23 protein-coding genes are annotated in these 26,041 nt (G+C 72.3%); 12 read left to right on the top strand and 11 right to left on the bottom strand.

Translation table 11 applies throughout. From position 1 onward, the window contains the following. The first annotated feature begins 148 nt into the window (after positions 1–148). Positions 149–1,894 (top strand): malto-oligosyltrehalose trehalohydrolase, encoded by a 1,746-nt coding sequence (gene treZ / locus ABZ027_RS01735; RefSeq protein WP_356763237.1) that lies wholly within the window; start codon positions 149–151, stop codon positions 1,892–1,894. Between the two features lie 112 nt (positions 1,895–2,006). Here the strand turns inward: treZ and ABZ027_RS01730 are convergent, their stop codons facing one another. The 7 genes from ABZ027_RS01730 to ABZ027_RS01700 all read right to left on the bottom strand — a co-directional run bounded on the left by ABZ027_RS01730 (position 2,007) and on the right by ABZ027_RS01700 (position 10,211). Next, the gene (locus ABZ027_RS01730) at positions 2,007–2,963 is read right to left on the bottom strand and encodes an aminoglycoside phosphotransferase family protein (protein ID WP_356763236.1); all 957 of its coding nucleotides are present in this window, start codon (positions 2,961–2,963) and stop codon (positions 2,007–2,009) included. Between the two features lie 44 nt (positions 2,964–3,007). Beyond that, positions 3,008–4,135, bottom strand: coding sequence for an aminopeptidase P family protein (locus ABZ027_RS01725; RefSeq protein WP_356763234.1), 1,128 nt, complete (start codon positions 4,133–4,135; stop codon positions 3,008–3,010). Positions 4,136–4,309: 174 nt separating this feature from the next. After that, positions 4,310–4,891 (bottom strand): PDZ domain-containing protein, encoded by a 582-nt coding sequence (locus ABZ027_RS01720; RefSeq protein ID WP_356763232.1) that lies wholly within the window; start codon positions 4,889–4,891, stop codon positions 4,310–4,312. A 125-nt stretch (positions 4,892–5,016) separates the two neighbouring features. Continuing rightward, positions 5,017–7,173, bottom strand: a complete 2,157-nt coding sequence (cyc2, locus tag ABZ027_RS01715; protein ID WP_356763230.1) for a germacradienol/geosmin synthase Cyc2 — start codon at positions 7,171–7,173, stop codon at positions 5,017–5,019. Positions 7,174–7,271: 98 nt separating this feature from the next. Next, on the bottom strand, positions 7,272–8,498 hold the full coding sequence (locus ABZ027_RS01710) for a damage-control phosphatase ARMT1 family protein (protein WP_356763228.1): 1,227 nt from the start codon (positions 8,496–8,498) through the stop codon (positions 7,272–7,274). A gap of 91 nt (positions 8,499–8,589) precedes the next feature. Further along, positions 8,590–9,237: a ScbR family autoregulator-binding transcription factor gene (locus ABZ027_RS01705; RefSeq protein WP_356763226.1), complete on the bottom strand. Its 648-nt coding sequence runs from the start codon at positions 9,235–9,237 to the stop codon at positions 8,590–8,592. Positions 9,238–9,305: 68 nt separating this feature from the next. Then, positions 9,306–10,211 (bottom strand): ScbA/BarX family gamma-butyrolactone biosynthesis protein, encoded by a 906-nt coding sequence (locus ABZ027_RS01700; RefSeq protein WP_356763224.1) that lies wholly within the window; start codon positions 10,209–10,211, stop codon positions 9,306–9,308. 180 nt (positions 10,212–10,391) lie between these two features. Between ABZ027_RS01700 and ABZ027_RS01695 the strand changes: the two genes are divergently transcribed. The 3 genes from ABZ027_RS01695 to ABZ027_RS01685 all read left to right on the top strand — a co-directional run bounded on the left by ABZ027_RS01695 (position 10,392) and on the right by ABZ027_RS01685 (position 13,036). Next, positions 10,392–11,039: a ScbR family autoregulator-binding transcription factor gene (locus ABZ027_RS01695; RefSeq protein ID WP_356763222.1), complete on the top strand. Its 648-nt coding sequence runs from the start codon at positions 10,392–10,394 to the stop codon at positions 11,037–11,039. Beyond that, positions 11,036–11,890, top strand: a complete 855-nt coding sequence (locus tag ABZ027_RS01690) for an NAD(P)H-binding protein (RefSeq protein ID WP_356763220.1) — start codon at positions 11,036–11,038, stop codon at positions 11,888–11,890. Before ABZ027_RS01695 ends, ABZ027_RS01690 begins: the two co-directional genes overlap by 4 nt. Before the next feature lie 186 nt (positions 11,891–12,076). Continuing rightward, positions 12,077–13,036 carry a lytic polysaccharide monooxygenase gene (locus ABZ027_RS01685; RefSeq protein WP_356763218.1) on the top strand — a complete coding sequence of 320 codons (960 nt, stop codon included), beginning with the start codon at positions 12,077–12,079 and terminating at the stop codon, positions 13,034–13,036. A gap of 18 nt (positions 13,037–13,054) precedes the next feature. Here the strand turns inward: ABZ027_RS01685 and ABZ027_RS01680 are convergent, their stop codons facing one another. Continuing rightward, entirely contained in the window at positions 13,055–13,705 is a 651-nt protein-coding gene (locus ABZ027_RS01680; RefSeq protein ID WP_356763216.1) for a Tat pathway signal sequence domain protein, read from the bottom strand. Positions 13,706–14,352: 647 nt separating this feature from the next. Between ABZ027_RS01680 and ABZ027_RS01675 the strand changes: the two genes are divergently transcribed. Then, complete coding sequence (locus ABZ027_RS01675; RefSeq protein WP_356763214.1) at positions 14,353–15,045, top strand: DUF6230 family protein; 693 nt, start codon at positions 14,353–14,355, stop codon at positions 15,043–15,045. Next, a complete protein-coding gene (locus tag ABZ027_RS01670; protein ID WP_356763212.1) occupies positions 15,045–15,560 on the top strand; it encodes a DUF6114 domain-containing protein in 516 nt (171 codons plus the stop codon). The genes ABZ027_RS01675 and ABZ027_RS01670 overlap by 1 nt, the downstream gene beginning before the upstream one ends. Positions 15,561–15,648: 88 nt before the next feature. Here the strand turns inward: ABZ027_RS01670 and tatA are convergent, their stop codons facing one another. Then, the gene (gene tatA / locus ABZ027_RS01665) at positions 15,649–15,924 is read right to left on the bottom strand and encodes a Sec-independent protein translocase subunit TatA (RefSeq protein ID WP_356763210.1); all 276 of its coding nucleotides are present in this window, start codon (positions 15,922–15,924) and stop codon (positions 15,649–15,651) included. An 81-nt stretch (positions 15,925–16,005) separates the two neighbouring features. Here tatA and ABZ027_RS01660 point away from each other — a divergent pair, with 81 nt between their 5' ends. After that, the gene (locus ABZ027_RS01660; protein WP_356763208.1) at positions 16,006–17,529 is read left to right on the top strand and encodes an LCP family protein; all 1,524 of its coding nucleotides are present in this window, start codon (positions 16,006–16,008) and stop codon (positions 17,527–17,529) included. Here ABZ027_RS01660 and mgtA read toward each other — a convergent pair. After that, the gene (gene mgtA, locus ABZ027_RS01655) at positions 17,520–20,102 is read right to left on the bottom strand and encodes a magnesium-translocating P-type ATPase (RefSeq protein WP_356763206.1); all 2,583 of its coding nucleotides are present in this window, start codon (positions 20,100–20,102) and stop codon (positions 17,520–17,522) included. The genes ABZ027_RS01660 and mgtA overlap by 10 nt on opposite strands. Beyond that, positions 20,092–20,445 carry a metalloregulator ArsR/SmtB family transcription factor gene (locus ABZ027_RS01650; protein ID WP_356763447.1) on the bottom strand — a complete coding sequence of 118 codons (354 nt, stop codon included), beginning with the start codon at positions 20,443–20,445 and terminating at the stop codon, positions 20,092–20,094. The genes mgtA and ABZ027_RS01650 overlap by 11 nt, the downstream gene beginning before the upstream one ends. A gap of 525 nt (positions 20,446–20,970) precedes the next feature. Here ABZ027_RS01650 and ABZ027_RS01645 point away from each other — a divergent pair. The 5 genes from ABZ027_RS01645 (at position 20,971) to ABZ027_RS01625 (ending at position 26,026) form a co-directional block, all read left to right on the top strand. Then, positions 20,971–21,981: a sugar ABC transporter substrate-binding protein gene (locus ABZ027_RS01645; protein ID WP_356763204.1), complete on the top strand. Its 1,011-nt coding sequence runs from the start codon at positions 20,971–20,973 to the stop codon at positions 21,979–21,981. Between the two features lie 69 nt (positions 21,982–22,050). Then, positions 22,051–24,642, top strand: coding sequence for a nitrate- and nitrite sensing domain-containing protein (locus ABZ027_RS01640; RefSeq protein WP_356763202.1), 2,592 nt, complete (start codon positions 22,051–22,053; stop codon positions 24,640–24,642). A gap of 14 nt (positions 24,643–24,656) precedes the next feature. Continuing rightward, positions 24,657–25,085, top strand: coding sequence for a roadblock/LC7 domain-containing protein (locus tag ABZ027_RS01635; RefSeq protein WP_356763200.1), 429 nt, complete (start codon positions 24,657–24,659; stop codon positions 25,083–25,085). A gap of 22 nt (positions 25,086–25,107) precedes the next feature. Continuing rightward, positions 25,108–25,467 carry a DUF742 domain-containing protein gene (locus ABZ027_RS01630; RefSeq protein ID WP_356763198.1) on the top strand — a complete coding sequence of 120 codons (360 nt, stop codon included), beginning with the start codon at positions 25,108–25,110 and terminating at the stop codon, positions 25,465–25,467. Continuing rightward, on the top strand, positions 25,454–26,026 hold the full coding sequence (locus ABZ027_RS01625; protein ID WP_356763196.1) for an ATP/GTP-binding protein: 573 nt from the start codon (positions 25,454–25,456) through the stop codon (positions 26,024–26,026). Before ABZ027_RS01630 ends, ABZ027_RS01625 begins: the two co-directional genes overlap by 14 nt. The last annotated feature ends 15 nt before the right edge of the window (positions 26,027–26,041 follow it).

The raw sequence follows: 26,041 nt of genomic DNA, 5'->3' as shown, positions 1-26,041 counted from the left end.
AAACCGGTGAACGGCCGCCCCGCGCGCGTGAGCGGCGGCACCTGCCGCGACACCTGCCGCGAAGGGGAAGATTGACCGGCGTACTGATCGCGTTTGAAGCACCATGGACGGGCTAGATCACCGGTGAACAGACGAAGGGGGACCGTCCGTGCAGTTCGAGGTGTGGGCACCACAGGCCACTCGTGTGACGCTCCAGTGCGACGGCGCCACCAGCGCGTTGGAACGCGATCCGGAACGCCCTGGCTGGTGGTGGGGGCAGGCGCCGGCGCAGGACGGCACCCGGTACGGGTTCGCCCTGGACGACGGTCCGGTGCTGCCGGACCCGCGGTCACGCAGGCAGCCGGACGGCCCGGACGGGCTGAGCGCGGTCGTCGATCACGAGCGGTACGCGTGGCGCGCCGAGTGGGCCGGACGGGCGCTTCCCGGCGCGGTTCTGTACGAGCTGCACGTGGGCACGTACACCCGCGAGGGCACCCTGGACGCGGCCGCGGAGCGCCTTGGGCATCTCGTCGAACTGGGCGTCACCCACGTCGAGTTGATGCCGCTGTGTCCCTTCCCGGGGCGGCACGGCTGGGGGTACGAGGGCGTCTCGCTGTGGGCGGTGCACGAGCCGTACGGCGGCCCCGAGGCGCTGAAACGCTTCGTCGACCGGGCCCATGAGCTCGGCCTGGGCGTGGTCCTCGACGTGGTGCACAACCATCTCGGCCCCTCGGGCAACTACCTTCCGCGGTTCGGCCCGTACTTCACGGACACCCATCACACGCCCTGGGGTTCCGCGGTGAACCTGGACGCGCCCGGCTCGGACGAGGTGCGCGCGTATCTGCTGGACAGCGCGCTGTCCTGGCTGCGGGACTACCGGCTCGACGGGCTGCGGCTGGACGCGGTGCACGCGCTGGTGGACACCCGTGCCCAGCACTTCCTGGAGGAGCTGTCGACGGAGGTGGACGCCCTCGCCGTCGAGGTGGGCCGGCCGCTGTTCCTGATCGCCGAGTCGGACCTGAACGACCCGCGGCTGGTCACCCCGCGCGCGGCGGGCGGCCTCGGACTGCACGCCCAGTGGAACGACGACTTCCACCACGCCCTGCACGCCGCGCTGACCGGCGAGTCCCAGGGCTACTACGCCGACTTCGGCCGCGCCCCCCTCCAGGCGATCGCCAAGACGCTCAGCGGGGGTTACTTCCACGACGGCACGTACTCCAGCTTCCGGGGCCGGCACCACGGGCGCCCGCTGGACCGCTCACGGGTGGCCGCGCACCGGCTCCTCGGCTACAGCCAGACCCACGACCAGGTCGGCAACCGCGCCCAGGGCGACCGGCTGTCGGCCACCCTCTCCCCCGGCCTGCTGGCCTGCGCGGCCACGCTGGTGCTCACCGCGCCCTTCACCCCGATGCTGTTCATGGGCGAGGAGTGGGCGGCGGGCACCCCGTGGCAGTTCTTCACCGACCACACCGATCCCGAGCTCGCCGAGGCCGTACGACGGGGCAGGCGCCGGGAGTTCGCCGCGCACGGCTGGGCCGAGGAGGACGTCCCCGACCCGCAGGACCCGGCGACCCGCGACCGCTCCTGCCTCGACTGGTCCGAACCCGACCGTGAGCCCCACGCGCGCGTGCTGGCCTGGTACCGGAGCCTGCTCGCGCTGCGGCACGAGCAGCCGGACCTCACCGACCCCGACCTCGCCGACACCAAGGTGGCGTACGACGAGCAGGAACGCTGGCTGGCCTTCCGGCGCGGGGACGTCCGGGTGGCCGTGAACCTGTCCAAGGAGGCGGCCACCATCCCCCTCGGCCCTCGGCCCGCACGCGTCCTGGCCGCCTGGGAGCCCGTGCAGGCGCCGGGCGCGGCCGGGATGCTGCATGTGCCCGGGGAGTCGTGCGTGGTGCTGTTGCAGGAATGACCGACCGGTGCAGCGACCGGTGCACTGGCTGGTGCGGGGCGCGTCCCGGCGTGCCCCAGCCCCGCGGTGCACGGTCGCGGGCGTGGTCTCGGCGGGGCCCCGCTCCCCCGCCCTACGGCTGTGTGCCGTCGCTCTCCTCGTCGCGCAGTTCGGTGACGCGTTCCAGCAGGATCGCCTCCCAGGCGCGCCGCAGTCGGGTTCTGAGCAGCGCCAGGGGCCGGTCGTCCCGGCCGTCCAGACGGGCGTCGAGGTGGATGACGGTGTCGCAGCGGGCGAGCCACAGGCCGCGCAGACAGGGGCGGGCGCCGTAGCCGGCGAGGGTGGCCGCGCGGACGGCGGCCGGGGAGCCGACGGCGAGCGCGAGGCCGGCGATGTCCTCGGCGGGGTCACCGACGACCGCGCCGGTCCAGTCGAGGACGCCGCGCACCCTGCCGTCCGCGCTGACCACGAGGTGCTCGCCTCTGAGGTCGTGGTGGACGAGGACGGCGCTGCCCGGCTGCGCGGCGAGCTGGACCGCGGCCGTCGGCGCGAGCTGGTGCAGGCGCGCGGGGTCGAACTCGTCCGCCGCGGCGAGGCGTTCGGCGGCCTTCCCGGCTGCCCTGCGCAGGGCCTCCAGGGAGCGTGGGGCGGTGCGCGGCACCCCGAGCGCCTCGGCCTGCCGGACCGGCACCTCGCGCAGCCCGGTGAGCAGCCCGGCCAGATCGGCCTCGCCGACGGCGGACACGTCGTGCTCCTCCCCCGAACCGCCGGGCACCCTGGTGTCCAGGGTGTAGGTGAGCCCGGGTGCCCACTCGCCGTGCGCCACGCTCGTCGGCACCGCGACCGGCAGGTGGGGGCGCACCAGGTCCCGCAGGCGCAGTTCACGGCGTCGGCGTGCGGCGGCCTCCCGGTCCGGGTCGAGGCGCAGCACATGGCGGGCGCCGACCCACCAGGCGGCGTGTCCGCCGCCCGCGACGACGGGCCGGACCTCGGGCGCGGCGGCGTCCTGGGCGTCGGCCCCGCTGTCCTTGAGCAGGGAACGGACCAGTCGGCGGACGGTGTCCGCGGTGGGTGTCGGTTCCTGGGTCATGGTCGCGCCGCTGTCGGTCGGGGACGTGGGGGGTCCTGCTGCTGTCAGTCGACTATGACCATCTCCCGGCTGGTGGCGTTCAGGCGGCGTCCGCCGTCCTCGGTGACGGTGACGATGTCCTCGATGCGTACCCCGAAACGCCCGGGCAGGTAGACGCCGGGTTCCACGGAGAAGCACATGCCGGGCACCAGGGGCTGTTCCTCGCCCTCGATCATGTACGGCGGCTCGTGCGTGGTGACGCCGATGCCGTGGCCGGTGCGGTGGATGAACCGGTCGCCGTACCCGGCGTCGGCGATGACCGCGCGGGCGGCCCGGTCGACCTCCTGGCAGGCGACGCCGGGCCGTACCGCCCGGAAGCCCGCCTCCTGGGCCGCGCGGACGAGGTCGTGCACCCGGCGCTCCTCGTCGGTGGGCTCGCCGACGTGGACCGTGCGGGAGGTGTCGGAGCCGTAGCCGGCCTTGAGGCCGCCGAAGTCGAGGACGACCATGTCGCCGCGCTCGACGACGCGGTCGCCGACCTCGTGGTGCGGGTTCGCGCCGTTCGGGCCGGAGGCGACGATGGTGAAGTCGACCTGCTCGTGCCCGTGTTCGCGCAGCAGCCGGGCGAGGTCCGCGGCGATCCGGGACTCTTCGCGGCCGGCGAAGGGAACGTCGCGGATCTCCTCGAACGTGGCGTCCGCGGCGGCTGAGGCGGCCGCCAACAGCTCCAGCTCCGCCGCGTCCTTGACGGCACGCAGCATCGGCAGGGCCTCGGTGAGGGAGGCGTACGAGGTGCCCGGGAGCGTCCGCTGCAGGCCCAGCAGATGCATGGCCCAGGCGTTGTCGCTGACGCCGAAGCGGCCGCTCGTGTCGAGGAGCGCCGCGGTGGCGGCGTAGGGGTCCTCGCCGTCGGTCCAGTCACGCAGGGTCAGCGCGGGCGCGCCGGTGGCTCTGGTGGCGTCCGGGGCCTCCAGGGTGGGGACGACGAGGACGGGGTCCTGGTCGGGGGCGAGGACCAGCAAGGTGAGCCGTTCGGTGGCCGCGGTCGGCGCGTAGCCGGTGAGCCACACCAGGTCCGGTCCCGGCGCCACCAGCAGCCCGGCGAGTCCCGCGTCGCCGGCCGCCCGCGCGGCGCGCCGCATCCGAGCCCGGTAGTCGTCGGCGGTGAAGGCCGCGGGCGTGCTGCCGGTCATCCGGTCCTCCCTGGGCGGGTGAAAGGGGCCACGGGCAGCATCCTGCCCGCACAGCCGGGGCCGCGCGAGCCGGTTGTCACGCCTTTCCCGCCTTCCTCGTGCTCGGATCACCGCACACCGTCCACAAACGCCGGGGAAACCGCCCGGGGACTGTTCGTACCAGGACCGCCGTGCTCATGTGACGACGCCGGGGACGACGGTGAGCCGCTGGTAGCCCCCGCTCCGGTGGCGGACCGTCACGACGACCTCCTTGCCGGGACGAGACCGGGTGACGACGTGTGCGAGGTCGGCGGCCGAGTCGACGGGGGTCCGGCCGAACGCGAGGAGCACGTCCCCCCGCACCAGGCCGGCCGTGTAGCCGGGGCCCGGGACGTGCACGCCGACCACCAGGGCGCCGGCCTTCTTGGCGTCCACAGCCTCCAGACCGAGCATCGCACCGCCGGGCGCCGGCGCGGGGCCCGCGAGTGCGGAAGGACTCGGGTCCGCCGCGGACGGGCTGTCGTGATCCCCCGTCGCGACCTGCTCCGCCTGCCGCCGCAGCTCGGCGAGTCCGCCCTCGCCGATCACCGTGGCGCCGACCGTGCCGAGGCCGGCCCCGGACAGGACCAGGACCGTCCCGGCGAACAGGGCGAACAGCAGGGCCCGCAGCCGCCGGCCCCGCCGTCGTGCGGCATGCGGGCGCCGGGCGGGAGCGGGCCTGCCGCCGCCGGGTTCCCGACCGGGCATCGGCTTGGGACGCAACGCAGTCTGTTCCATGGATCGCCTCCGGCTGATGCTCTACCCGGGGCGGCGGCGCACCACGAGCCACGAACGAGTGAGACTGGCCGGTGGTCGGGGGCGGGAAGTCATACCCGTCGGCACGCCGACGCTGCGGAGCCGGGTCAGCCGACCGGCAGCGCCGGTGGTGTGTCCGGGAGGAAACGGTGGGCGCGGCGGGCCAGGTAGTCGGCCTTGTAGCGGTCCACCTCGCGGTGCCAGTTCAGGATGCCCGCGAGCCAGTTCCGCAGGTCGGTCACGTAGTTCGCCATGATCTCGCGGGCCTCGTCCGAGAGGTCGAAGTCGTCGTACACGATGGGCAGTTCGTGCCGGACGACATGTTCGAACTGCTCCATGCGCTGGGTCATCAGGTCGTGGACGACGCCGAGGGCGGTCGGGTAGTCGATGCCGAAGAAGTTCTGCACCACGAGGATCGCGTTGTGGATCTCGCCCTCGTACTCGATCTCCTTCTGGTACGAGAACACGTCGTTGACCAGGCACGCGTAGTCGATGGCGGCGTTCTCCAGCGAGCGGACGGGGCCGCTGCGGTAGACCTCCGGTGGGACTGCGGGGCCGTGGCCCATCCGGCACATGCTCAGGGTGAGGTCGGAACCGAAGGTGGCGCGCCGCATCTCCAGGTAGTCGACCGGGTCGGGGATGCGGTGGTGGAGCTGGTTGGACAGCTCCCAGACCCAGCTCTCCGTCATCACGTTCACCGCGCGCTTCAGGGTGCGCCGTTCGTCGGGGGTCATCGCCGCCGTGGTGCGGGCCCACAGGTCGACGAGTCCGCGCTCCATGGCGTTGGCCGGTACGACGGTCTCCTCACCGTCGACAGGCATGCAGTCCGACAGGCGCAGAGTGGTGAGGCGGGCTGCGGCCAGGTCGCGGCGGTGGCCGAAGACGAGCGGGTAGTAGTCGTCGCCGTAAGTGCCCCAGGCCAGCCAGTGGGAGCTGAGGTCGAGGGCCTCGGGGGTGGCGTCCGGGTCGAGGCCTGCCGAACACAGCGGGAGGTCGGCGGCGGCGAGCTTGTCCTCGTCCCACACGCCCTCCTCCAGGATGCCCATGCGGTGCGCCCACTCGGTGAGCCGGGAGCGGGCCCCGTTCAGATGCGGGCTGAGTTCGACCTGGAAGGGCATGTGGAAGTCGGGCAACCGGGACGGGCCGACCTTCTGGTAGGGCACATGGGTGTGAGCGCGCAGCCGCTCCACCCCGGCCGAGGCGAGCAGCGCGCCGACGTCGGCGGCCGAGGTGCCGGGGCCGGTGAGCCCGTGCCAGGGCTTGCTGGACCGGGCTCGCTCGTTCATGTACCGGCTGGAGCGCAGGTGCCATTCGTGGCCGCCGGACTGCCAGTCCTGCAGTCCCCGGGTGTACTGGGCGACCGCGGCCAGCTCCGGCGGGGTCAGGCCCCGTTCCAGGGCCACGGCGGGCACCTCGGTGAACGCGGTGTGCTCGAACTGGTGCAGACGCGAGGTGAGGATGTCGTTGACGGTGTCGGCGGCCTCCTGGGTGGTGCAGCCGAAGAAGGTCTCCAGGACGAGCACGCCGTTGCTGAGCTCGCCCTCGTCCTCGACCTCCCGCTGGTAGGAGAACAGGTCGTTGCGCAGGTGGACGCCGTCGGAGAAGGTCTCCATCAGGACCCTGAGCGGCCTCGAACCGGCGACCGACGCGGGGACTTCGGCGGTCGCGTACTCGACGAGGCCGGCGGACCAGGGGGCGCCGCCGACCTTGCGGCGCATCTCGATGTACTCGACCGGGTTGGCGATCCGCCCCTCGTTGATGTTGGACAGCTCCCACAGGGACTCGTTGAGCAGGTGCTCGGTGGCGACGGAGAACCGGCGGCGCCAGTCCGCGGACATCGACGGCACCGTGCGCCGCCACAGGTCGGCGAGTCCCGCTTCGACCGGGTTCTCGGGCTCGGGCATCGGCGTGGACAGGTCCATCGGCATGAACAGCGGCAGCCGGTCCAGGTAGGCCTTGCCGCCGACCCGGTCCTGGGTGCGCTTGAAGGTCTCCAGGAAGTGGTCGTCGAAGAAGAACACCCACACGTACCAGTCGGTGATCAGCGAGAGGGCCGGGCCGTCACAGTCGGGGTGGGTGTAGGCGCAGAGCAGGCCGTAGTCGTGCGCGTCGAGGTCGGCCTGCTCCCAGATCCCGGAGCCCTCCAGCATGCCCATCTCGCGCGCCCACCCGGTCGAGTGGGCGCGGGCCTCGTCGAGGTGCGGGTTCAGCCGCGCGGGATACGGCATGTAGAAGTGCGGGAGTTCGAAGGGCTGCTGCGTCATGGCCGGGCCCTACCCAGGGCCCTTCGACGGCATCCGCACGCCGGGACATGATCACACCATCGCGTGAATCAGGGCGAATTCCGCGCGACGGGGCCTGCTCAGTGCCTGGCCTGGATCAGGGCATGGGTACCGCTGGTGCGCCAGCGCTGTCCCTCCGCGGCGACCAGCGCGGCCTCGGTGTCCGCGTCGAGGCCGGTGATCACGTCGGACTTCAGGGTGCGCAGTGCGGCCACCGGGCCCGGGAAACGGGCGGTGACGTCGGCGAAGGGCGTGGTCGCGGGGTGGCGGCGGTCCCCCACCAGGCGGCGGTAGTTGAGGTCGCCTTTGAGGACCGTCAGGTGCGCCGAGGCGAGTTCCCCGCGGAGGTCGTCGGGCAGGTCCGCGTACGGCAGCGGGGCGCAGGAGAAGGGGTGCGCGCGGACCGTGAGGCGGCCGTCGGTCATCGCGGACCAGAGCCGCCGCCCGTGCGCGGCGGCCTCGCCCGTGGCCCGGGTCAGCCGGCGCAGCGCGTCGACCACGTCGGCGGTGGTGGCGTCGGAGACGTAGTACGGGTACGGCTTGACGTGCAGGACGGCCCGCTGGATCCGGCCGTGCGTCAGGAGGTGGGCGACGAGCAGCAGGTCGGGGATCAGCTCGCGGCCGGCGTTGTCGGCGATCAGGCAGAGCGTGCCCGCGCCCGCTGATCCTCCCGTGCCGCTGGCGCCTCCCGCGGATTCGAGCAGGGTCCAGAGGGTGTCACTGTCGTCGGCGACCAGGCTGGGGGCGGCGGCCTGTGCCTCGGCTGAGGCGTCGGAGAGGCGGAAGCCGAGGTCGGCCCGGTTGCCCCACAGGGAGCCGTGCAGCAGGGCGGCGGCCTGTTCGTCCGCGGGGCGGCCGGCGAGGTCGTCGAGGGCGGCCAGTTCCTGGTCCGTCTCCCGGGAGTCGAGTTCGGCGAGCTTGAAGGGGCGGAAGGGATCGACGCCCTGCCAGGGGCCGGGCCCGAAGTAGCCGACGGCGTCCAGGAGTCGGCGGTAGAAGTAGCTCTCCGACCACAGCCACGGCACGTCGAACCAGGAGCGGCCGACGTGGTCGTCCATGCCCCAGGGCAACCAGAGGTCCCGGTCGTGCGCGTCGGCCGGGAGCGGTTCGATCACGCCCTTGACGCAGCTCGCGAGCAGCGCGTCGAGGGCGTCATGCTGTTCGGGGCCGTACGGGAAGGCCTCCCGCACCTGCCGGATGATCGCGGGATGCCGCTCGGCGAGCACGCTGTGCGGGAACGAGCCGGGTTCGTCGGCGAGGATCACGGGCGCGGACGGCACAGGACCGGACGGCGGGGTGTCGAACATGCGCCTCACCGTATCGCGAGGGGTCCCGGCCACCGGCTGAACCTCACCCGCCCCGCCCGGGCCCCACCCTCACCCCCGGCCCCGCCCCTCCTCAGATCGTCCTGATCTCCCGCTCCAGCTGCGCGATCAGGGTCAGATAGCGCGCCCGCCGGGGCACCGGGACCATGCCGCGGATCATCATGTGCCACATCTCGGCCAGTCTGCGGGGCTGCCGGTTCACGGATTCGAGGGAACTGCCCACGACGCGGGTGCCGACGAAGAAGCAGACCAGGGAGTGGGCGACGGTGTCGACGTCGGTCTCCGGATGCAGGTCGGACTCCTTGACCGCGCCAAGGAGTTTGCGGGAACACAGCTCCAGCCACTCCGTGAACGGGTGCCGCAGCGGCGGCCGCACCGCCACTCCCCCGGTGGCCAGACGGAGACCGGCTCGGGGAATCGGGTCCTCGACGGACAGCCTCGCTATGCCGAAGGTGATACGCATCAGCGACTCGAGCGAGGTGCAGCCCCGGCCGTCCGCGTCGCTCGTCAGCCGCCGTGAGGCACGGGACTGCAACTCCATGATCGCGTGGGCCAGGTCCTCCTTGGCCGCGAAGTGGAAGTACAGGGCCCCTTTGGTGACTTGGGCGTGCTCGACGATGTCGCTCAGGCTGGTCGACTCATAGCCGTGCCGGTCGAACAGGTCGGCGGCGGCCGTGATGATCGTCGAGCGGGTCTGCTCGGCGCGTAACTGCCTCGGCATCGACGGAACACTCCTGCGGGGAAAGAACGGGTCATGCCGTTTGTTTCAGGCTCCACTTACACCATAGCTCACCACGCCGCGATGTCGACCGTGCACTCGAAGACCGTCGAATCGCCCTGCCTTCCCACGACTTGTACGGCACCCCCGGCCCCGTCCGCCGCCTCGATCCAGGCAGGTTGGTCCAGTTCGGCGTAGCGATCGAAGGTGATCCGGAACGACACCAGGGAACGGGCCCCGCCGGTGTGTGCCCGGACGGCCTGGCGGGCGGCTTCCAGCAGCAGCATTCCGGGAACATGGTCAAGAGGATGATCAAAGAAAACGGGGTGTGCGGTATCTACGCGCAGCTGCCACCGGCCGGGGCGGTCGGCCGGGGCGAGGACCACGTCCGCGGGCAGCGCGCGGCCCACCGTCGCCGGGTGCAGCGGGGGCGGCAGCGGCAGGGGGGCCACGGTCGCGGCGGTACGGCCGCCCCGCAGCCGCCGGTAGACGGGCTCGCTCAGGCAGGTGAACACCACCCGGGTCGCGGTCGCGACCAGCTCGCCGCCGCGCAGCACCTGAGCCGTGTAGCGGGCGCCCACCGGCCGGCGGCCCCGGTACTGGACGTCGACGAAGTCGACCTCCACCGTCAGCTCGGCGGGGACCGCTCCCACGGCCAGGTACTGCGGAAACGTGTCCACTTCGAAGGCGTGGAGCACGAAGTGGTGGTCCATCGGCACGTCGTACTCGGCGTGCGCGATCAGTGTTCCGCTCTGCCGCACCGTCTCCACGACGAGCAGCGGGTCGTACGCGGACCGGTCCGGAGACACGTGTAAACCGTGGGCGCGCGGCCACTGCGCCGACACGGAGAAACGGTGGTCCGCGATCCGGCGCCAGCCGGTGAGGAAGGTCTCCGCGACCGCCGCGCGGTGAACGAGTTGACGGGGCACGGTCCCCGTCATGGACGGGGTTTCGGCAAGTTGCCGCGGTTGAGGCATGTCTCTCCCTACGGTCCCCGAAGGCCATGTGCAGACGGTGAAACGTCCACGTGGGTGAGCGTCAGAGTACGAGCCGACCGGTTTGTTTTCAATGAGATCGGTCTCCGGCGCCTTATGATCGGGGCCACTGCGGCACACGAATGCGGGCACCGGCCAAGTCGGCGCAGCGGAGGGGCTCTTATGGCACAACAGGAGCGCGCCATCAGGACGCGCAGGGCGATCCTGGAAGCGGCGGGCGCGGTCTTCGACGAACACGGCTACACGACCACCACCATCGCCATGGTGCTGGAGCGGGCCGCGGTCACCAAGGGCGCCCTGTACTTCCACTTCCCGTCCAAGGAGTCCCTCGCCCAGGCGGTGCTGGACGAGCAGGTGCCGTTCGGGGCCGTGCCGCCGCAGCCGTGCAAGTTGCAGGAGGTCATAGACATGACCTTCGTGGTCGGGCAGCGGCTGCTGAGCAACGCCCTGTTGCGGGGCAGCGTACGGCTGGCGGTGGACCAGGCGACGCCGTCCGGTGTCGATCACGGCGAGCCGTTCCGCCAGTGGGCGGACCGGCTGACCTCGCTGCTGGAGAGGGCGCGGACGCAGGGCGAGTTGCTGCCCACGGTGGATCCGCGGGAGACGGTGGAGCTGCTGGTGGGGTCGTTCACCGGCATCCAGCTGATGTCGCGGGCCCTGTCCGACCGGGACGACCTCGGGCACCGGTTGTCCGTGCTGTGGGCGCACGTCCTGCCGAGCATCGCGGTGCCGGGGCTGCTGCTGGCCCTGGACAGCAAGGCCGACCGCGGTGCCCGGGTCCTCGCCTCGCTCGACGCCGCCGCGTCGTGATCCTGCTGACCGGGGCGACCGGTACCGTCGGCGGACTCACCGCCCGGCTGCTGCGCGGCACCGAGCCGGTACGCCTGCTCACCCGGGACCCCGGGCGGGCCGCGAATCTCGCGGGACCGCAAGCCGAGGTGGTGGGCGGGGACTTCGAGGACCCCGCAGGTCTGCGGCGGGCGCTGGCCGGGGTGCGGTCGGCGCTGCTGGTCACCGTGGATCCGCTCACCCACGCCCATGACGAGAACTTCCTGACGGCGGCCCGTGCGGCGGGAGTCCGTCATGTGGTGAAGGTGACGACCCTGTCGGTCACCGAACCCGAGGCCACCGATCTGGTCACCGAGTGGCACCGGGAGAACGAGCGGCTGCTGCGGACCTCAGGCCTCACCTGGACCCTGTTGCGGCCGCGGGCCTTCATGTCGAACACCCTGGGCTGGGCGCGCGCCATCCGGGAGGACGGCGAGGTGCGCGCCCCGCACGGCGGCACGGCGACCGCGGCGGTGGACCCCTCGGACATCGCGGAGGTCGCGGTGCGGGCACTGACCGACCCTGCGGAGCACGCCGGGCGGACGCACGCGCTCACCGGGCCCGAGTCGGTCACCCCGGTGCGGCAGACGGAGATTCTCTCCGAGTTGCTCCGACGGCCCCTCACCTTCGTCGAGTTGACGGAGGATCAGGTGCTGCAAGGGCTGCTGCGACGTTATCCCGCCCCGGTGGCGCGGGCCCTGGTGGAAAGTGCCGCGCGGGGGCGGGCCGGGACGAAGGGGCGGGTGGAGCCGACGGTCACCGACCTCCTGGGCAGGCCCGCGCGCTCCTACCGGGCGTGGGCCGCCGAGCACCTCGCCGCGTTCCGGGCCTGAGGGACGTACCAGCGACGCACGCCCCGGGCACGGCGGAAACGAGGCTGTCGTAGGTGTGCGGGGCGCTGCGCGGTGAACGCGCCGGGGCGGCCGTCCGTATGGCACGGGAGCAGACCGCCTTGGCAGGGAGCAGACCGTTCCCGTCCCAGGCACGCCGTTCCCGTTCCTCCCGAGGAGACGATCCGGATGCGCCGGACGACCGCACATCGCACCGCCGCTGTGGCGATGGCCGCCGCGAGTCCCCTGTTGCTGGGTGTGTGGGCGGCGGCGCCCGCCGTGGCGCACGGCGCCCCCACGGACCCGACCAGCAGGGTCTACGGCTGCTCCCCCGACGGAGAGCAGACCGGCACCGCCGCCTGCCGGGCCGCCGTCGCCGCGAACGGGTCGCCCTTCACGGCCTGGGACAACCTGCGGGTGGCGAACGTGAACGGCCGGGACCGGCAGACCATTCCCGACGGGAAGCTGTGCAGCGGTGGACTGCCCGCCTACCAGGGCCTCGACCTGGCCCGCGCCGACTGGCCGTCCACCCGTCTGACGCCCGGCGCCTCGCTGACCATGCGGTACGCCTCGACGATCCCGCACACCGGCACGTTCAAGCTCTACCTCACCAAGCCCGGCTACGACCCGGCGAAGCCGCTGACCTGGTCGGACCTTCCGGAGAAACCGTTCGCGCAGGTGACGGACCCGGCACTGACCGACGGGGCGTACCGGCTCAAGGCGACCCTGCCGTCCGACCGGACCGGTCGGCATGTGCTGTACACGATCTGGCAGAACAGCAGTACGCCGGACACGTACTACTCGTGCTCGGACGTGGAGTTCCCCACGGCGAAGAGCTCGGGCGCCCAGGCCGGCGGGGGGTCGGGCTCGGCCACGGAAAACAGCGACGACAGCGGCGCCGTGTCCCCCGCGAAGTCGGCGGCGCCCGAGAAGTCCGCGCCGCAGAGCCCGACGCCGACCGCGCCGACGCCGACCACCGCCGACTCCGGCAGCCGCGCCGAGGCCGGCGCCGCCCCGCAGAGCACTCCGGTGGCCTCCACCGCCGACTCGGGCTCCGGCCCGTCCACGCCGACAGTGGCGGGCGGCGCCGCCGCGGTGCTGTTGCTCACCGGGGGCGCCGCCCTGGCGCTGCGGTTGCGCCGACGTTGAACGCCGGGCAGGTAAGGACTAGTTGACGAACACCGGCGCGGTGCCGTCCGTCACCGGGGCGTACTTCGCGGTGAAGTAGCCGTTGGCGAAGCACAGCGAGGAACCGGACGTCTTGGTGAACTGCTGCTTGGTGAAGGTGATGCTGTTGTCGGCGTTGTCGGCCTTGCCGGTCAGACTGGGCGTCTGGTAGACGCAGTTGATGCTGCCGAGCAGGGTGCGCAGGACGACGGTGGTCTGGACGGCGGAACCGCTCGGCGCGGTGACCGTGACGGTGCCGTCCGAGTTCACGGCGGTCGTGTACGGCAGGTTGTTGACGGTGATGCTGGTGACGCCGGTGACACCGACGACGTTGGCGCTGCAGCTGCTGCTGTCGAAGCTGTGGCCGCTGAGCGACTCGGTGGCCGTGCCGGGCGCGGCCGGGTTGTCGGTGACCTTGGCGGTGAACTGCGACTTCGTGCAGGAGATGCCGCTGGTTCCGGTCGCGCTGGAGTAGAGGGTCGCGGTGGTGCCGGAGGCCAGCGGCGCGGTGAGGACGTCGCCGACGGCGACGGGCGTACCGCCGAGCCCGCCGGTGGTGAGGACCGGGGTGTCGGCCGCGGACGCGGGGACGGCCGCCAGGGTCAGGGCGGCGACGGCTCCGGTGAGGGCGAGGAGGGAACGGGTACGCATGCGGTGCCTCTTTTCTGGGGGGCGGATTCTTCCGCGGTGAGGGGTGGCTCCCCGTTCGGGGACGCGGTTCGGGTCCGCCGTTGCCGGCCCGTGACGCCTTCTCCGTACGTGACGGACCGGCAACGGCAGCCCGACCGGTGACCGTCCGGAGACCCAATGGGGGGAGGGCCTCCGGACGGGCCGGGTGGGAGGGCGGCCCGGTACGGCCTCAGGGGGGAAGCGACCGTGTGGGTGCCGTGAAGGGGCTGACTCGGGCAGTGACATGCCCGCACTGGACAGAACGTCCGGGAAGCGGCTGGATCCGGCGCCACGGATCCGGGGGGAGCCACGGAGAGTTCTAGACCTGAGGATCAGTCAACGTCAAGGTTTCGCACGGCAGTTAGGCGTTCTGCGAGGTCTTTTTGTCATCCGGGGCAGCAGTTGGATCACAGGTGGCACATAACCAACACCGTTTTCGCACAACTTGCTTGACCCTCGAATGTAACCACGGGTAACTTCCTGGATGGCTACTGATGCGTAACGAGAACGTCCTTGCATCCACCGGGAGTTGTGAGGAGGCGTGCGCACCGGTTCGCTGTCCGCGCCAGGACAACGTGCCAACTGAACCTGAAGCTGAACTGCATTGACTATGCCCACGGGAGCAGCACATGGCCTCGTCCTCGGACGCCACACCGTCCGCCGGTAACACCCCAGAGAACCCGGAAAGCGGTTCCGCCACCGAAGTGTCCGCAGTCCCCGACGGTTCCGCCCGGCGCGGACGGGTACGGGCGCGGCGGGCCGCGATCATGGCGGTGCCGGCCGCCGCGGTCGCCGCGGGGCTCGCCATCCTGACCGCCGAGGGCGCGCTGGGTGTCCAGTTCGCCATCTCCGGCATGCCCTTCACGGTCACCGCGAAGGAGCTCAACGGCACTGGATTCGAGCAGTTCGGCGGTCTCGACAGCATGGCCGAGGGGAGCCCGAACGCGGGCGACACCGGTGGCCAGGTGCTGGTCGTCACCTCCGCCATCAAGAACGCCACGCTCGACTCGCTGTGCCAGAGCGTCGACCTGGGCGGCACCAACCTGCTCATCAAGGCCGGCAGCGGGTCGCAGAAGGTCCAGGCGAGCGACCTGACCACCGACTCGACGGAGCTGACGGGTGACGCCTCCTTCAACAACATCGAGATCGGCAACGACGCCAGCACCCTCACCAAGGCCGGCGTGAAGGGGCCGATCGGCGTCTTCAGCCAGCAGGCCGACACGGTGCGCATCGCCAACCTGCGGCAGACCAACTACGCCACCACCGCAGGCGTGTTCAAGCTGCCGGGTCTGAAGCTGAGCTTCAGCGACAAGGGCTGCTGATGTCGGGCCGGCCAGGTCAGGACGCGGGCTCCGGCTTCCGGCAATGGCGGGCCCGCCGTCCGTTCTGGGGTGGGCTGCTGCTCGCCCTGGGCGGAGCGGAGATCCTGCTCACCGAGAAGGCGTCGCTCAAGGTCGTCATGCACATCGGCATGCAGGGCCTGGCCGGTTACCTCCTGCCGGGCCTGATGGTGCTGCTGGGGCTGCTGATCCTGTTCAATCCCTCGCAGCGCCTCTTCTACTCGATCACCGGCATCCTGCTGTCCCTGGGTACCTGGCTCACCTCGAACCTGGGCGGCTTCTTCATCGGCCTGCTGCTGGGGGCGGTGGGCAGCTGCCTCGCCTTCGGCTGGCTGCCCGACCAGGCGCCACGCGTGAGCCGACGGCAACGCCGCCGGACGGCACGCGAGGCGAAGGAACTGGGGACGTCCGCCGAACAGACCGCTCAGGACGAGACGGCGCACGACGAGACGGCTGAGCGGCGGGCCGGTCAGCGGCAGACCGTCGAATCCGTCTGAGGCCCGTCCCACCCGGCCGTCCGGCGAGCCCATCGGGCATCCGGGCGGCCCGGAGTCATCCGGCACGCACGCCCCACCGCGGGGGCGCTCAGCGCCCGGCGGTGGGCGGCTCCGACACCGGCACGTTCACGGACGCCGGAGGTGCGGTCGTGTCGGTCCCACGCGAAGCCACCGTGGAGCCCGCCTCCGCCTCCGCCGCGGGCGACGCGTTCTCGTCCTTCAGTGCCTTCGCCTCGCTCTTGAGGATGCGCATCGACTTGCCGAGGGCCCGCGCCGTGTCCGGCAGTTTCCTCGAGCCGAACAGCAGGATGACCACGATGGCCAGGACCAGCAGGTGCCAGGGTTCCAGTCCGTTGCGCAGCATGACAGCCCTCTCACTTTTCCTTGTCCAACAGTTGCTACATTGCGCAACTGTACAACCCAGAGTGAGGCCAGGAGGGCGCCGATGACCGTGAGCAGCCACCGCAGGGCAGCTCCGCCGCGACACCGGCCCTCCGGACGTCGGGACCGCCGACGCCGGCGCGGCGGCCGGGCCCGGGTCGTGCTCGTGGTCTGTCTCACCCTGCTGGTGCTCACCGGAGCGGGAGCCGGCTGGCTCTACCTGCGGCTGGACGGCAACATCAGCACGTTCGACGCGGGCGGGCTGTCCGACCACCGGCCCCGGTCCGGCTCGTCGAAGGGCGAGAACGTGCTGGTCATCGGCTCCGACGCGCGCACCGGCGGCAACGCCGCGCTCGGTGGCGGCGACAAGGACGACATAGGCCGCTCGGACACGACGTTCCTGCTGCACATATACGCCGACCACCGGCACGCCCTGGCCGTCTCCATCCCCCGCGACACCCTGGTCACCGTCCCACCGTGCAAACTGCCCAACGGCAGGTGGACGAGCGCACAGACCGACACCATGTTCAACGCGGCCTACTCCGTCGGCCAGACCGCCCAGGGCAACCCCGCCTGCACCCAGAACACGGTCGAGCAGCTCACCGGCCTGCGCGTCGACCACACCGTCGTCGTCGACTTCAAGGGCTTCGCCCGCCTCACCGAGGTGGTGGGCGGGGTACAGGTCTGCCTCCCGCAGGACGTCTACGAGAACGACCTCGACCCCCACCTCAAGACCCCGGGCAAACTGCTGTTCAAGAAGGGGGTACAGACCGTCTCGGGGCAGCGCGCACTGGACTACGTCCGCATCCGGCACGGCATCGGCGACGGGTCCGACATCGGCCGTATCAAGCGCCAACAGGCCTTCGTGGCAAGCCTGTTGAAGGAGGTGAAGAGCAAGGGCCTGTCCCCGGCCAAGCTGCTGCCGCTGGCCGACGCGGCCACCGAGTCGCTGACCGTCGACCCCGGCCTGGGCTCCGCCGACAAGCTCATCTCGTTCGCGATGTCCCTGAAGGACATCGACCTGCACAACACCAAGTTCGTCACGCTGCCCTGGCGGTACGAGGGTTCACGGGTCGCGATCGTGCAGCCCGACGCCGACGAGCTGTGGGCGGCGCTCAAGGCCGACCGCACGATCGACGGCAAGAACGCGGGCGGCAAGCAGGGCGCGTCCGTGGCCCCCTCCCCCACCCCGGCCCCCGTATCCGTCTCCGTCTCCGGCGACGGCATCGACGTCGCCGTCTACAACGGCACCACCGTGACCGGCCTGGCCGCCCGCGCCGCCGCCGCGCTCACCGCGGACGGCTTCACGGTCACCGGCACGGCGACGGCCTCGGCCCAGGACCACCCGGTCACGCTCGTCGAGTACGGCCCGGGCCTCAAGACCCAGGCCCAGACCGTCGCCAGGGCCTTCCCGGGCGCCGGGATCATGCCCGTCACCGGCTCCGGCATCAGTGTCGTACTGGGCCAGTCCTACGCCGACACCCCCGGCGTGAGCGCCTCGCCGACCCCGACCGCCGTGCCCTCGGAGGTCGCGGACGGGGCCCGGTCCGCCGACGACAACCCCTGCTCGAACCTGACCTACGGCTGACGTCCCTCGTGCCACGCCCGGGCCGCGGTCAGCGCGAGGGCGTACAGGCCGAGGACCGCGGCGAGCAGCAGGTAGTAGGTCGCGGGCAGGGCGGTCATGCCGAGCGAGGCGCCCAGCGGACTCGGGGGCAGCAGCAGTCCGGCGACGCCGAGCAGGGCCGCCGCCCACCCGACGGGGCCCCGGCCGCGGCCCTCGGCGACGCCCCGGCCGGTGCGCAGCAGCAGCATCACCAGGGCCTGGGTGAGCAGGTTCTCGGTGAACCAGGCGGAGTGGAACACCGTACGGTCGTCGAGCGCGTCGGGTCCGCGCAGCGCGAGCGCGAGGACGGCGAAGGTGGCGAGGTCGGCGACGGCGTTCAGCGCGCCGAAGCCGGTGATGAACCGGAGGAAGGCGCGCGGGCGCAGCACGGCCGGCCGGCGCAGCGCGGCCGCCCCGGGACGGTCGTGGGCGAAGGCGAGCTGGGCCGCGTCGAAGCACAGGTTCTGCGCGAGGACCTGGGCCGGGAGCATCGGCAGGAAGGGCAGCAGCAGGCCGGCGGCGAGCATCGCGAGGACGTTGCCGACGTTCGAGGAGAGCGTGACGCGCAGATAGGAGGCGATGTTGCCGGCGGCCTGCCGTCCGGCGGTGACCGCGTGCCCGATCGCCCCGATCCCGTTGTCGGCCAGTACCACGTCGGCGGCCTCCCGGGCCGCGCCCACGGCGTCGCGGGGCGCGATGCCGACGTCCGCGGCGCGCAGGGCGGGCAGGTCGTTGACCCCGTCGCCGAGGAAGCCGACGGTGTGCCCGGCAGCCCGCAGGCCGGCGACGACACGGGCCTTGTCGGCGGGGGTGCAGCGGGCCACGACGGTGGTCCGGCCCAGGACGGTGTCGCAGCCGTCGGTGCCGTGCGCGTCGGCCGGTCCGCTCGCCACGCGCACCTCCCCCGGGTCCAGTCCCAGGTCGCGGCAGGCCCGCGCGGCCGTGGCCGGGTGGTCGCCGGTGAGGACCGTGACCGTGACTCCGAGGGCGGTGAGCCGGCGCAGCGCGTCGGCCGCGGTCGGGGCGAGGGCGTCCCGGAAGGTGACGAAGCCCCGGAAGGTCAGGCCGCGTTCGTCGGCCGGCGTGTACGCGCGGGCGCGGGCCGGCCGGTCGGCGGTGGCCACGGCCAGCAGCCGCAGTCCGGCCTGAGCCTCGTGTGCGGCGAACGCGCTCAGCCGCTGACGCTCCGCCGCTTCGAGCACGCAGCGTTCCAGTACGTCCTCCGCGGCGCCCTTCACGACCAGGGTGTGGGTGCCGAGGGGGCCGTGGACGACCGCGGTGGCCAGCCGACGTACCGGATCGAAGGGCACGGCGTCCACGCCGTCCTCCTCCTCGCCGACCGGACCGGCGGCGTCCAGGAGCGCCTCGTCGAAGGCGTCCGGGGCGGGCAGGTCGGCGAGCTGCAGGGTCCACCAGGCGTTGACGGCGGCCCAGCGCAGCACCTCGGGGTCGTCCCGCCCGGCCGGGTCGACGGACCGTTCGAGCACCGGCCGGTCCTGGGTGAGGGTGCCGGTCTTGTCGACGCACAGCACGTCCATCGCGCCCAGGTCGTGCAGGGCGGGCAGCCGCTTGACGATCACGCCGTGGGTGCCGGCGAGCAGCGCGGCTCCGCGCGCCAGGCAGGTCGTGACGATCACGGGGAGCATGTCGGGCGTGAGTCCGACGGCCACCGCGACGGCGAACGGCAGCGTCTCCAGGCCCCGGCCGCGCAGGGCCGCGTTGGCCATCAGGACGAGGGGCGGGGTCAGCAGCATGAACCGGATCAGCACCCAGGAGATGCCGAACACGGACCGGTCGAAGGCGCTCTGCGTCCGCCGGCCGGGCCCCGGGCCGTGCGCGGCCGCCAGCCGGGTCCGCGGCCCGGTGGCGAGGACGACGGCGGTGGCGCTGCCGGTGACCACACCGCTGCCCTGGAAGCACAGGTACGGCGCCGCGAAGGCCCCGCCCTCGCCGCCGCTGCCGAGGTGACCGGTGCCGGTCTCGTCCCCCGCCGTCTTCGTCACCGGCGCCGACTCCCCGGTCAGTGCCGCCTGGTGCACGGTCAGCCCGCGGGCCCGCAGGAGTCGTACGTCCGCGGGGACGAGGTCGCCGGGACCGAGGCGGACCACGTCCCCCGGAACCAGGTCGGCGACCGGTATCTCCCGTGGCGACGGGCCGGCCTGGCCGCCCTCCTCGCGTCGCAGGACGGTGGCCGTGCCGGCGACCAGGGCGCGCAGCGCGGCCATGGAACGGTCGGCGCGGCGCTCGCCGCTCGCCCGCAGTACGCAGCTGACGGCGACCAGCGCCAGGATCACCGTGGCGGTGCCCCAGGAGGCGACGGCCGCCGAGACCAGGCCCAGACAGAGCAGTACGGCGGTGAAGGGGTCGCGCAGGCCGCGCAGGAGGCGGCGGGGCCAGGAGGGAGTACGCACTTCGGGGAGGGTGTTCTCGCCGGTCCGCGCCAGCCGGGCCTGGGCCTCGGTCTCGGTCAGTCCGCGCGGGCCGGTGTCCAGTCGCCGCAGCACCTGCAGGGAGGTGTCCTCGGCGGACTCGGAGGCCGCGCGCTCAGATTCCACGGAGGTGGCGCGCCGGGGCGGCGCCGTCGGACAGCCGGCCCACCATCAGCCGCACCACGTCCACGACGGCCGCCTGCTCGTCGGCGTCGACGAAGTACACCTGCCGGCGCCCCTCACGACGGGAGCGGACCAGGCCGGCCAGCTTCAGCTTGGTCAGGTGCTGGCTGACCGCGGGCAACGCGCCCCCGACCCGCTCCGCGAGCCCGGTGACATCGCTCTCGCCCTGGGCGAGCGCCCACACGATGTGCAGCCTGGCCGGCGAGGCGAGCAGCCCGAAGGCCGCGGCGGCCTGCGTGAGCACGTCGGCGGAGGGATCGTCGAAGCCGTGGTCGACCGTCGTCATCGTCCTTGTCCTCCTGTCCACCGCCCGCGGTCCCGCCGTTTCCGCCGAGTCCATCACGTCCATCACGTCCGTCAAGTCCGTCACGTCCGTCGCGTCGGTCACGTCCGTCACGTCCGAGGGAAAGTATGAGGGGGAAAGTCGCGGGGCGGATTCAGTCTAGGGCGCCGGGAAACACCGCACTGCGCTCCGGGAGCGGCACCCTTACCGGCGGGTGGGAGGGGCGGCGGGATCCAGGCCGCAGGCGCGGACGGCGCACGTCGAGGCGCACATGCGTGACCCCGGCCTCGTCGAGCCGGGGATCGTGCAGGTCCCACCCCGCCGCCTCCACCGACGGTTTCCGGTCGCGGCAGAGGTGATCACGATGCGGCACCGACAACTCAGTGCGAGCGGCCGATCACTTGACTACCGGCGGTCACACACGATTGGCTCCAGGCCAGTGAAGTTTCAACCGGTCAGGGCGCCTTGTGTGCTTCGACCGTACTTTTGTGTTCCTCTTGCTCGGCCGCACAGCGAGGTGCCTGCTCCATGAACAATCCTCCCCCACCTCAGGCCTCCCCCAGATTCGTCCGCACCGCCGTGCTGGCCGCCGCTCTCTGCCTGCTCCTGGCCGGCTGCTCCGGATCCGGCGGCTCCGGCGACACAGGTGCGGACGGGGCGGACGGGGCGGACAGCGGCGGGACGAAGGTCGTTCTGATCACCCACGGCGGCCACGGGGACTCGTTCTGGGATCTGGTGCAGAGGGGCGCCCGGGCCGCGGCCGCCAAGGACGGCCTCGACCTGACGTACGCGAGCGACCCCGATCCGGCCGAGCAGGCTCAGTTGGTGCGGGACGCGGTCGACGACAGGGTCGACGGCATCGCGGTGACCCTCGCCAAGCCGCAGGCGATGAAGGGCCCGGTCGCGGAGGCGAAGGCGGCCGGTATCCCCGTGGTCGGTCTGAACTCCGGTATCGACGCCTGGCGTTCGCAGGGGCTGCTGGAGTTCTTCGGCCAGGACGAGAGCCTCGCGGGCCGGGGCGTCGGCGAAAGACTGAACGCCGTCAAGGCCAAGCACGCGCTGTGCGTCATCCACGAGCGGGGCAACGTCGCCCTGGAGGCACGCTGTGCCGGCGTGAAGAAGACGTTCTCCGGCCGGACCGAGATGCTCTATGTCGAGGGCACCGACCTGGACGCGGTGGACGCCGCCGTCACCGCCCAACTGCGGCAGGACCCCTCCATCGACGAAGTCGTCACGCTGGGCGCCCAGTTCGCGCTCACCGCGGTCAAGGCGGTGAAGGCGTCGGGCAGCAGGGCCAAGGTCGCCACCTTCGACCTGGACAAGAACCTGATCAAGGCCGTACGCGACGGGGACGTACAGTTCGCGGTGGACCAACAGCCGTATCTGCAGGGCTATCTCGCCGTGGACGCGCTGTGGCTGTACCGGACCAACGGCAACGTCAGCGGCGGCGGGGTGGCTCCCGTGCTCACCGGGCGCGCGTTCGTCAACAAGGCGAACGTCGCCTCGATCGCCCGCTTCGCCGCCGCCGGAACCCGCTGACGGTTCAACTCCGCCGCCGGCCTTCCGCTCCCTCCCGCTCTCCTCCCCGCTGATCGCCCAAGGAAGACCATGTCTGGACGGACAGGTTCTCGTCGCCGCCTCGGCTCCATTCGTCTTTCGCTCATCCTGCTGGCACTGGTTCCGAGCGTCACCCTCGCCGCCCTGTGGGGTGTGACGACGACACAGATGTTCTCGGAGGGCCTGCGGCTGCGCTCGCAGACGGAACTGAGCCGCTCGACCGGCGCCATGGGCACCGAGGCCACGTTGGCGCTGCAGCGGGAACGCGGCCTGTCGGCCGCCTGGCTGGCCCGGCAGCCCGGCTCCCGGGCCGCGCTGGACCAGGCGCGCCGGGAGACGGACAAGGCGGTCGCGAAACTCGTCGGCCGGTCCGACGCCATCCGCGAGGCCCCCGACCGGATCGCGGACCGCCTGTACTCGGTCGTCGGGTCCGTCGGCAGCCTGGAGTACTACCGGGGCCAGGTGGACGACCCCTCCGACATCACCGCCGAGCAGGCCCTGGGCCAGTACACCTCGATCATCGACGACCAGATCCACGCCTTCCAGGAGCTCTCCCAGGTCGACGACGGCGACCTCACCTCACAGGCCGGTCCACTGGTCGCGCTGGAGCACGGCGCGGAGCTGGTCTCCCAGGAGGACGCGCAGCTCACCCTCGCCTGGCCGTCCGGGTACCTCGACGAGAAGGCGTGGACCACGTTCGGCCAGATGGTCAGCACCCGCCGCTGGATCGTCCAGGACCAGATTGTGCCCTCCCTGCGCGGCACCGCGAAGACGCAGACCGAGCGCATCCTGCAGAGCCCGCAGTGGCAGACCCTGCAGTCGATCGAGGACCAGGTGACGCAGGCCCGGCCGTCCGACGGCCAACGCCGGGTCGCGCTGCCCGACCTGCGCGAGCAGTGGACCGCGGCACTGCGGAAGGTCTCCGACCAGTACGGCGACCTGATCCGGCAGCAGACCGCCGCGCTGCTCGCCCAGAGCGCCGACAAAGCCGACGGGCTGCTGCTGACCGCCGCGTCGCTGAGCACCGGCGGACTCGTCGCGCTGCTGCTGTGCGCTGCCATGTCCTGGCGGATCACCCGCTCCCTGTCCCGGCGGCTGCGGGGCCTCAGGGAGGCCACCCTCGGTCTCGCCGAGGAGCGGCTGCCCGACGTGGTCAGGCGGTTGGAGCGGGGCGAGACGGTCGACGTGGACCTGGCGGCGCCCCCGCTCGACTACGGCTCGGACGAACTCGGCCAGGTGGCACAGGCGTTCAACACCGCCCAGCGCACCGCCGTGGTGACCACCGTGGAACTCGCCGACACCCGGCGCGGTTTCCAGAAGGTGATCCTCGGCATCGCCCGGCAGAGCCAGAACCTGGTCAACCTCCAGCTCAGTCAGCTCGACGCGCTGGAGCGCGAGCACCAGGACCCCGACGTGCTCAAGGGCCTGTACGAACTGGACTCCACGGCGAGCCAGTTGCGCCGCTACGAGGAGAACCTCGTCATCATCAGCGGCGAGCAGCCGCGACGCAGCTGGACCGAACCGGTCGCACTGATCGACATCCTGCGCAGCGCGGTCGGCGAGGTCGCCCAGTACCAGCGGGTGGAGGTGGACACCGAGGAGGAGGTGTGCCTGGCCCCGCCCGCGGTGGCGGACGTGATCCATCTGCTGGCCGAACTCATCGACAACGCCACCGCGTACTCCCCCGCGCCGGGCCCGGTCGGCGTGCGGGCCACGATGGTGGCCAAGGGGCTGGCCGTAGAGGTGGAGGACCGGGGTCTTGGCATGTCGGAGGAGGACTACGCCTCGCTCAACGCCCAGTTGGCCGATCCGCCGCAGTTCGACGTGGTGGCGCTCGCGGACGACCTGCGGCTCGGCATGTTCGTCATCTCCCGGCTCGCCAGACGGCACGGCATCACCGTCACCCTGCGGCCCTCTCCGTACGGCGGCACCACGGCGATCGTGCTGATCCCGCACGACATCGTGGTCCCGGAGCCCGCCGACGACGACGCTCCCGACGTACCGGACACCGCCCCGGCCGACGGGACGACGGAGGCCGGGAACCCGCCGGCGACGGCGGACACGCGGGCCGGGACGGACCCGGGGACCGCGCACGTCCCCGGACCCGCGAGCGCCCCGGGGACCGACCAGGACCCGGTGCCGCCCCGTGGCGCCGCCCGGCCCCTCCTCGCCGCGCGGACAGCCCCCGCCACCGCCGCCGCTCCCGTCCCCCGCACCGACGGGCTCACCCCGCTGCCGCGCCGCGTACCGCAGACCAGCCTGGTCGCCGAACTCCGGGAGGAGGCCACCCCGCCGGACGCGGCGGAAGCCGCCGACGCCGATGAGTTCACCGCGGAGCACGCCGCCTCCTCACTCGGCGGCTTCCAGGCCGGCACCCTCCGGGCCCGGGACGAGCAGGAGCCGGGAGAGGACAAGGACCGGTCGGGGGAGGACATGTACCGCCCGGGGGACGACAAGGACCGCCCGGGAGGGGACGAGGGCCCTCCGACCCAGGACGATCGCGATCGGGTCCAGGACGATCGCGAACCGCTTGAGGACAGCGCACCGCACGACCGGAAGGACCCGCCCCCCACGAGCACCCTCGCCGCGCACCTCCCCTCCGCGGACGCCGACGACACCCCGACCTCCCCGACCGACCGCTGACGAAGGACACCGTCATGACACGCCCCACCCCCGCCACGGACACCCAGCTGGACCAGTTGCTCACCGGTCTCGTGGACCGGGTCGCCGACGTGAACCACGCCGTGGTGCTCTCCGAGGACGGACTGGTCGTCAGCAGGTCCACCGGGTTCGTGCGCGACGACGCCGAGCGGCTCGCCGCGACCGCCTCGGGTCTGATGAGCCTCAGCAAGGGCGTCAGCCTGGACTTCCGCGGCGGCCCGGTGCGCCAGGCGCTCATCGAGATGGCCAACAGCTTCCTGATCCTGACGTCCGCGGGACCCGGCGCCCACCTGGTCGTGCTGACCGGGCCGGGCGCGGACGTCGGCGTGGTGGCGTACCAGATGAACATGCTGGTGAAGAAGATCGGCGAGCACCTCAGCGCGGCGCCGCGGGCCCATGTGGGCCTCGACGCCGCCGGCGAGTGACGGGCGACGAGTGACGAGTGAGGTGAGCGGAAGCGACGCGGCGGGCCGGCTGGTACGGCCCTTCGCCTTGATCGGCGGCCGGACCCGGCCCAGCCGCGCCGACTTCACCCTCATCACGACGGTGACCGCGGTGGTCCCGCCCCCGGACCGGGCGCCACGGCCGCAGCCCGAACAGACCCGGATCCTGCGCCGGTGCGTGCGGCCGGTGGCCGTGGCGGAGCTGGCGGCCCTGCTGGACCTGCCGGTGAGCGTGATCGTCATCATGCTCTGCGATCTGCTGGAGGCCGGTCTCATCACCGCCCACCCGCCGCATCCCGTCTCGCCCCGCGCTCCCCACCTGGACCTGCTGCAGAAAGTGAGGGACGGCCTTGGCCGGCTCTGACGCCGCCACCCCCGCGGCACCCGACACCGTCAAGATCCTGATCGCCGGGGGCTTCGGCGTCGGCAAGACCACCATGGTGGGGTCGGTCAGCGAGATCGCGCCGCTGCGCACCGAGGAGTCGCTGACCTCCGCGGGCCTGGGCATCGACGACCTCCACGGCATCGAGGAGAAACGTGCCACCACGGTGGCCCTGGACTTCGGCCGGATCACCATCAGCGACGAACTGGTGCTCTATCTCTTCGGTACGCCCGGGCAGCAGCGGTTCTGGTTCATGTGGAACGACCTGGCCGTGGGCGCGCTGGGCGCGGTGGTGCTCATCGACGTCCGCAGACCGGAGTCGAGTTTCGCCGCGGTCGACTTCTTCGAGCGGCGGGGCATCCCGTTCGTGGTCGGTGTCAACGGCTTCCACGGCCTGCATCCGTACCCGGCCGAGGACATCCGGGATGCGCTGGCGCTGCCCGACCACGTGCCGGTGCTGCTGTGCGACGCGCGTGAGCGCGCCTCCGCGCGGGACGTGCTGATCGCCCTGATGGACCGGGTGATCGCCGAGGCGGACTAGGTGTCCCTTGGGTGA

This window comes from Streptomyces sp. NPDC006332 (assembly GCF_040612855.1).
Classification (GTDB): domain Bacteria; phylum Actinomycetota; class Actinomycetes; order Streptomycetales; family Streptomycetaceae; genus Streptomyces.
This window is presented reverse-complemented; position numbering and strand designations above follow the sequence as displayed.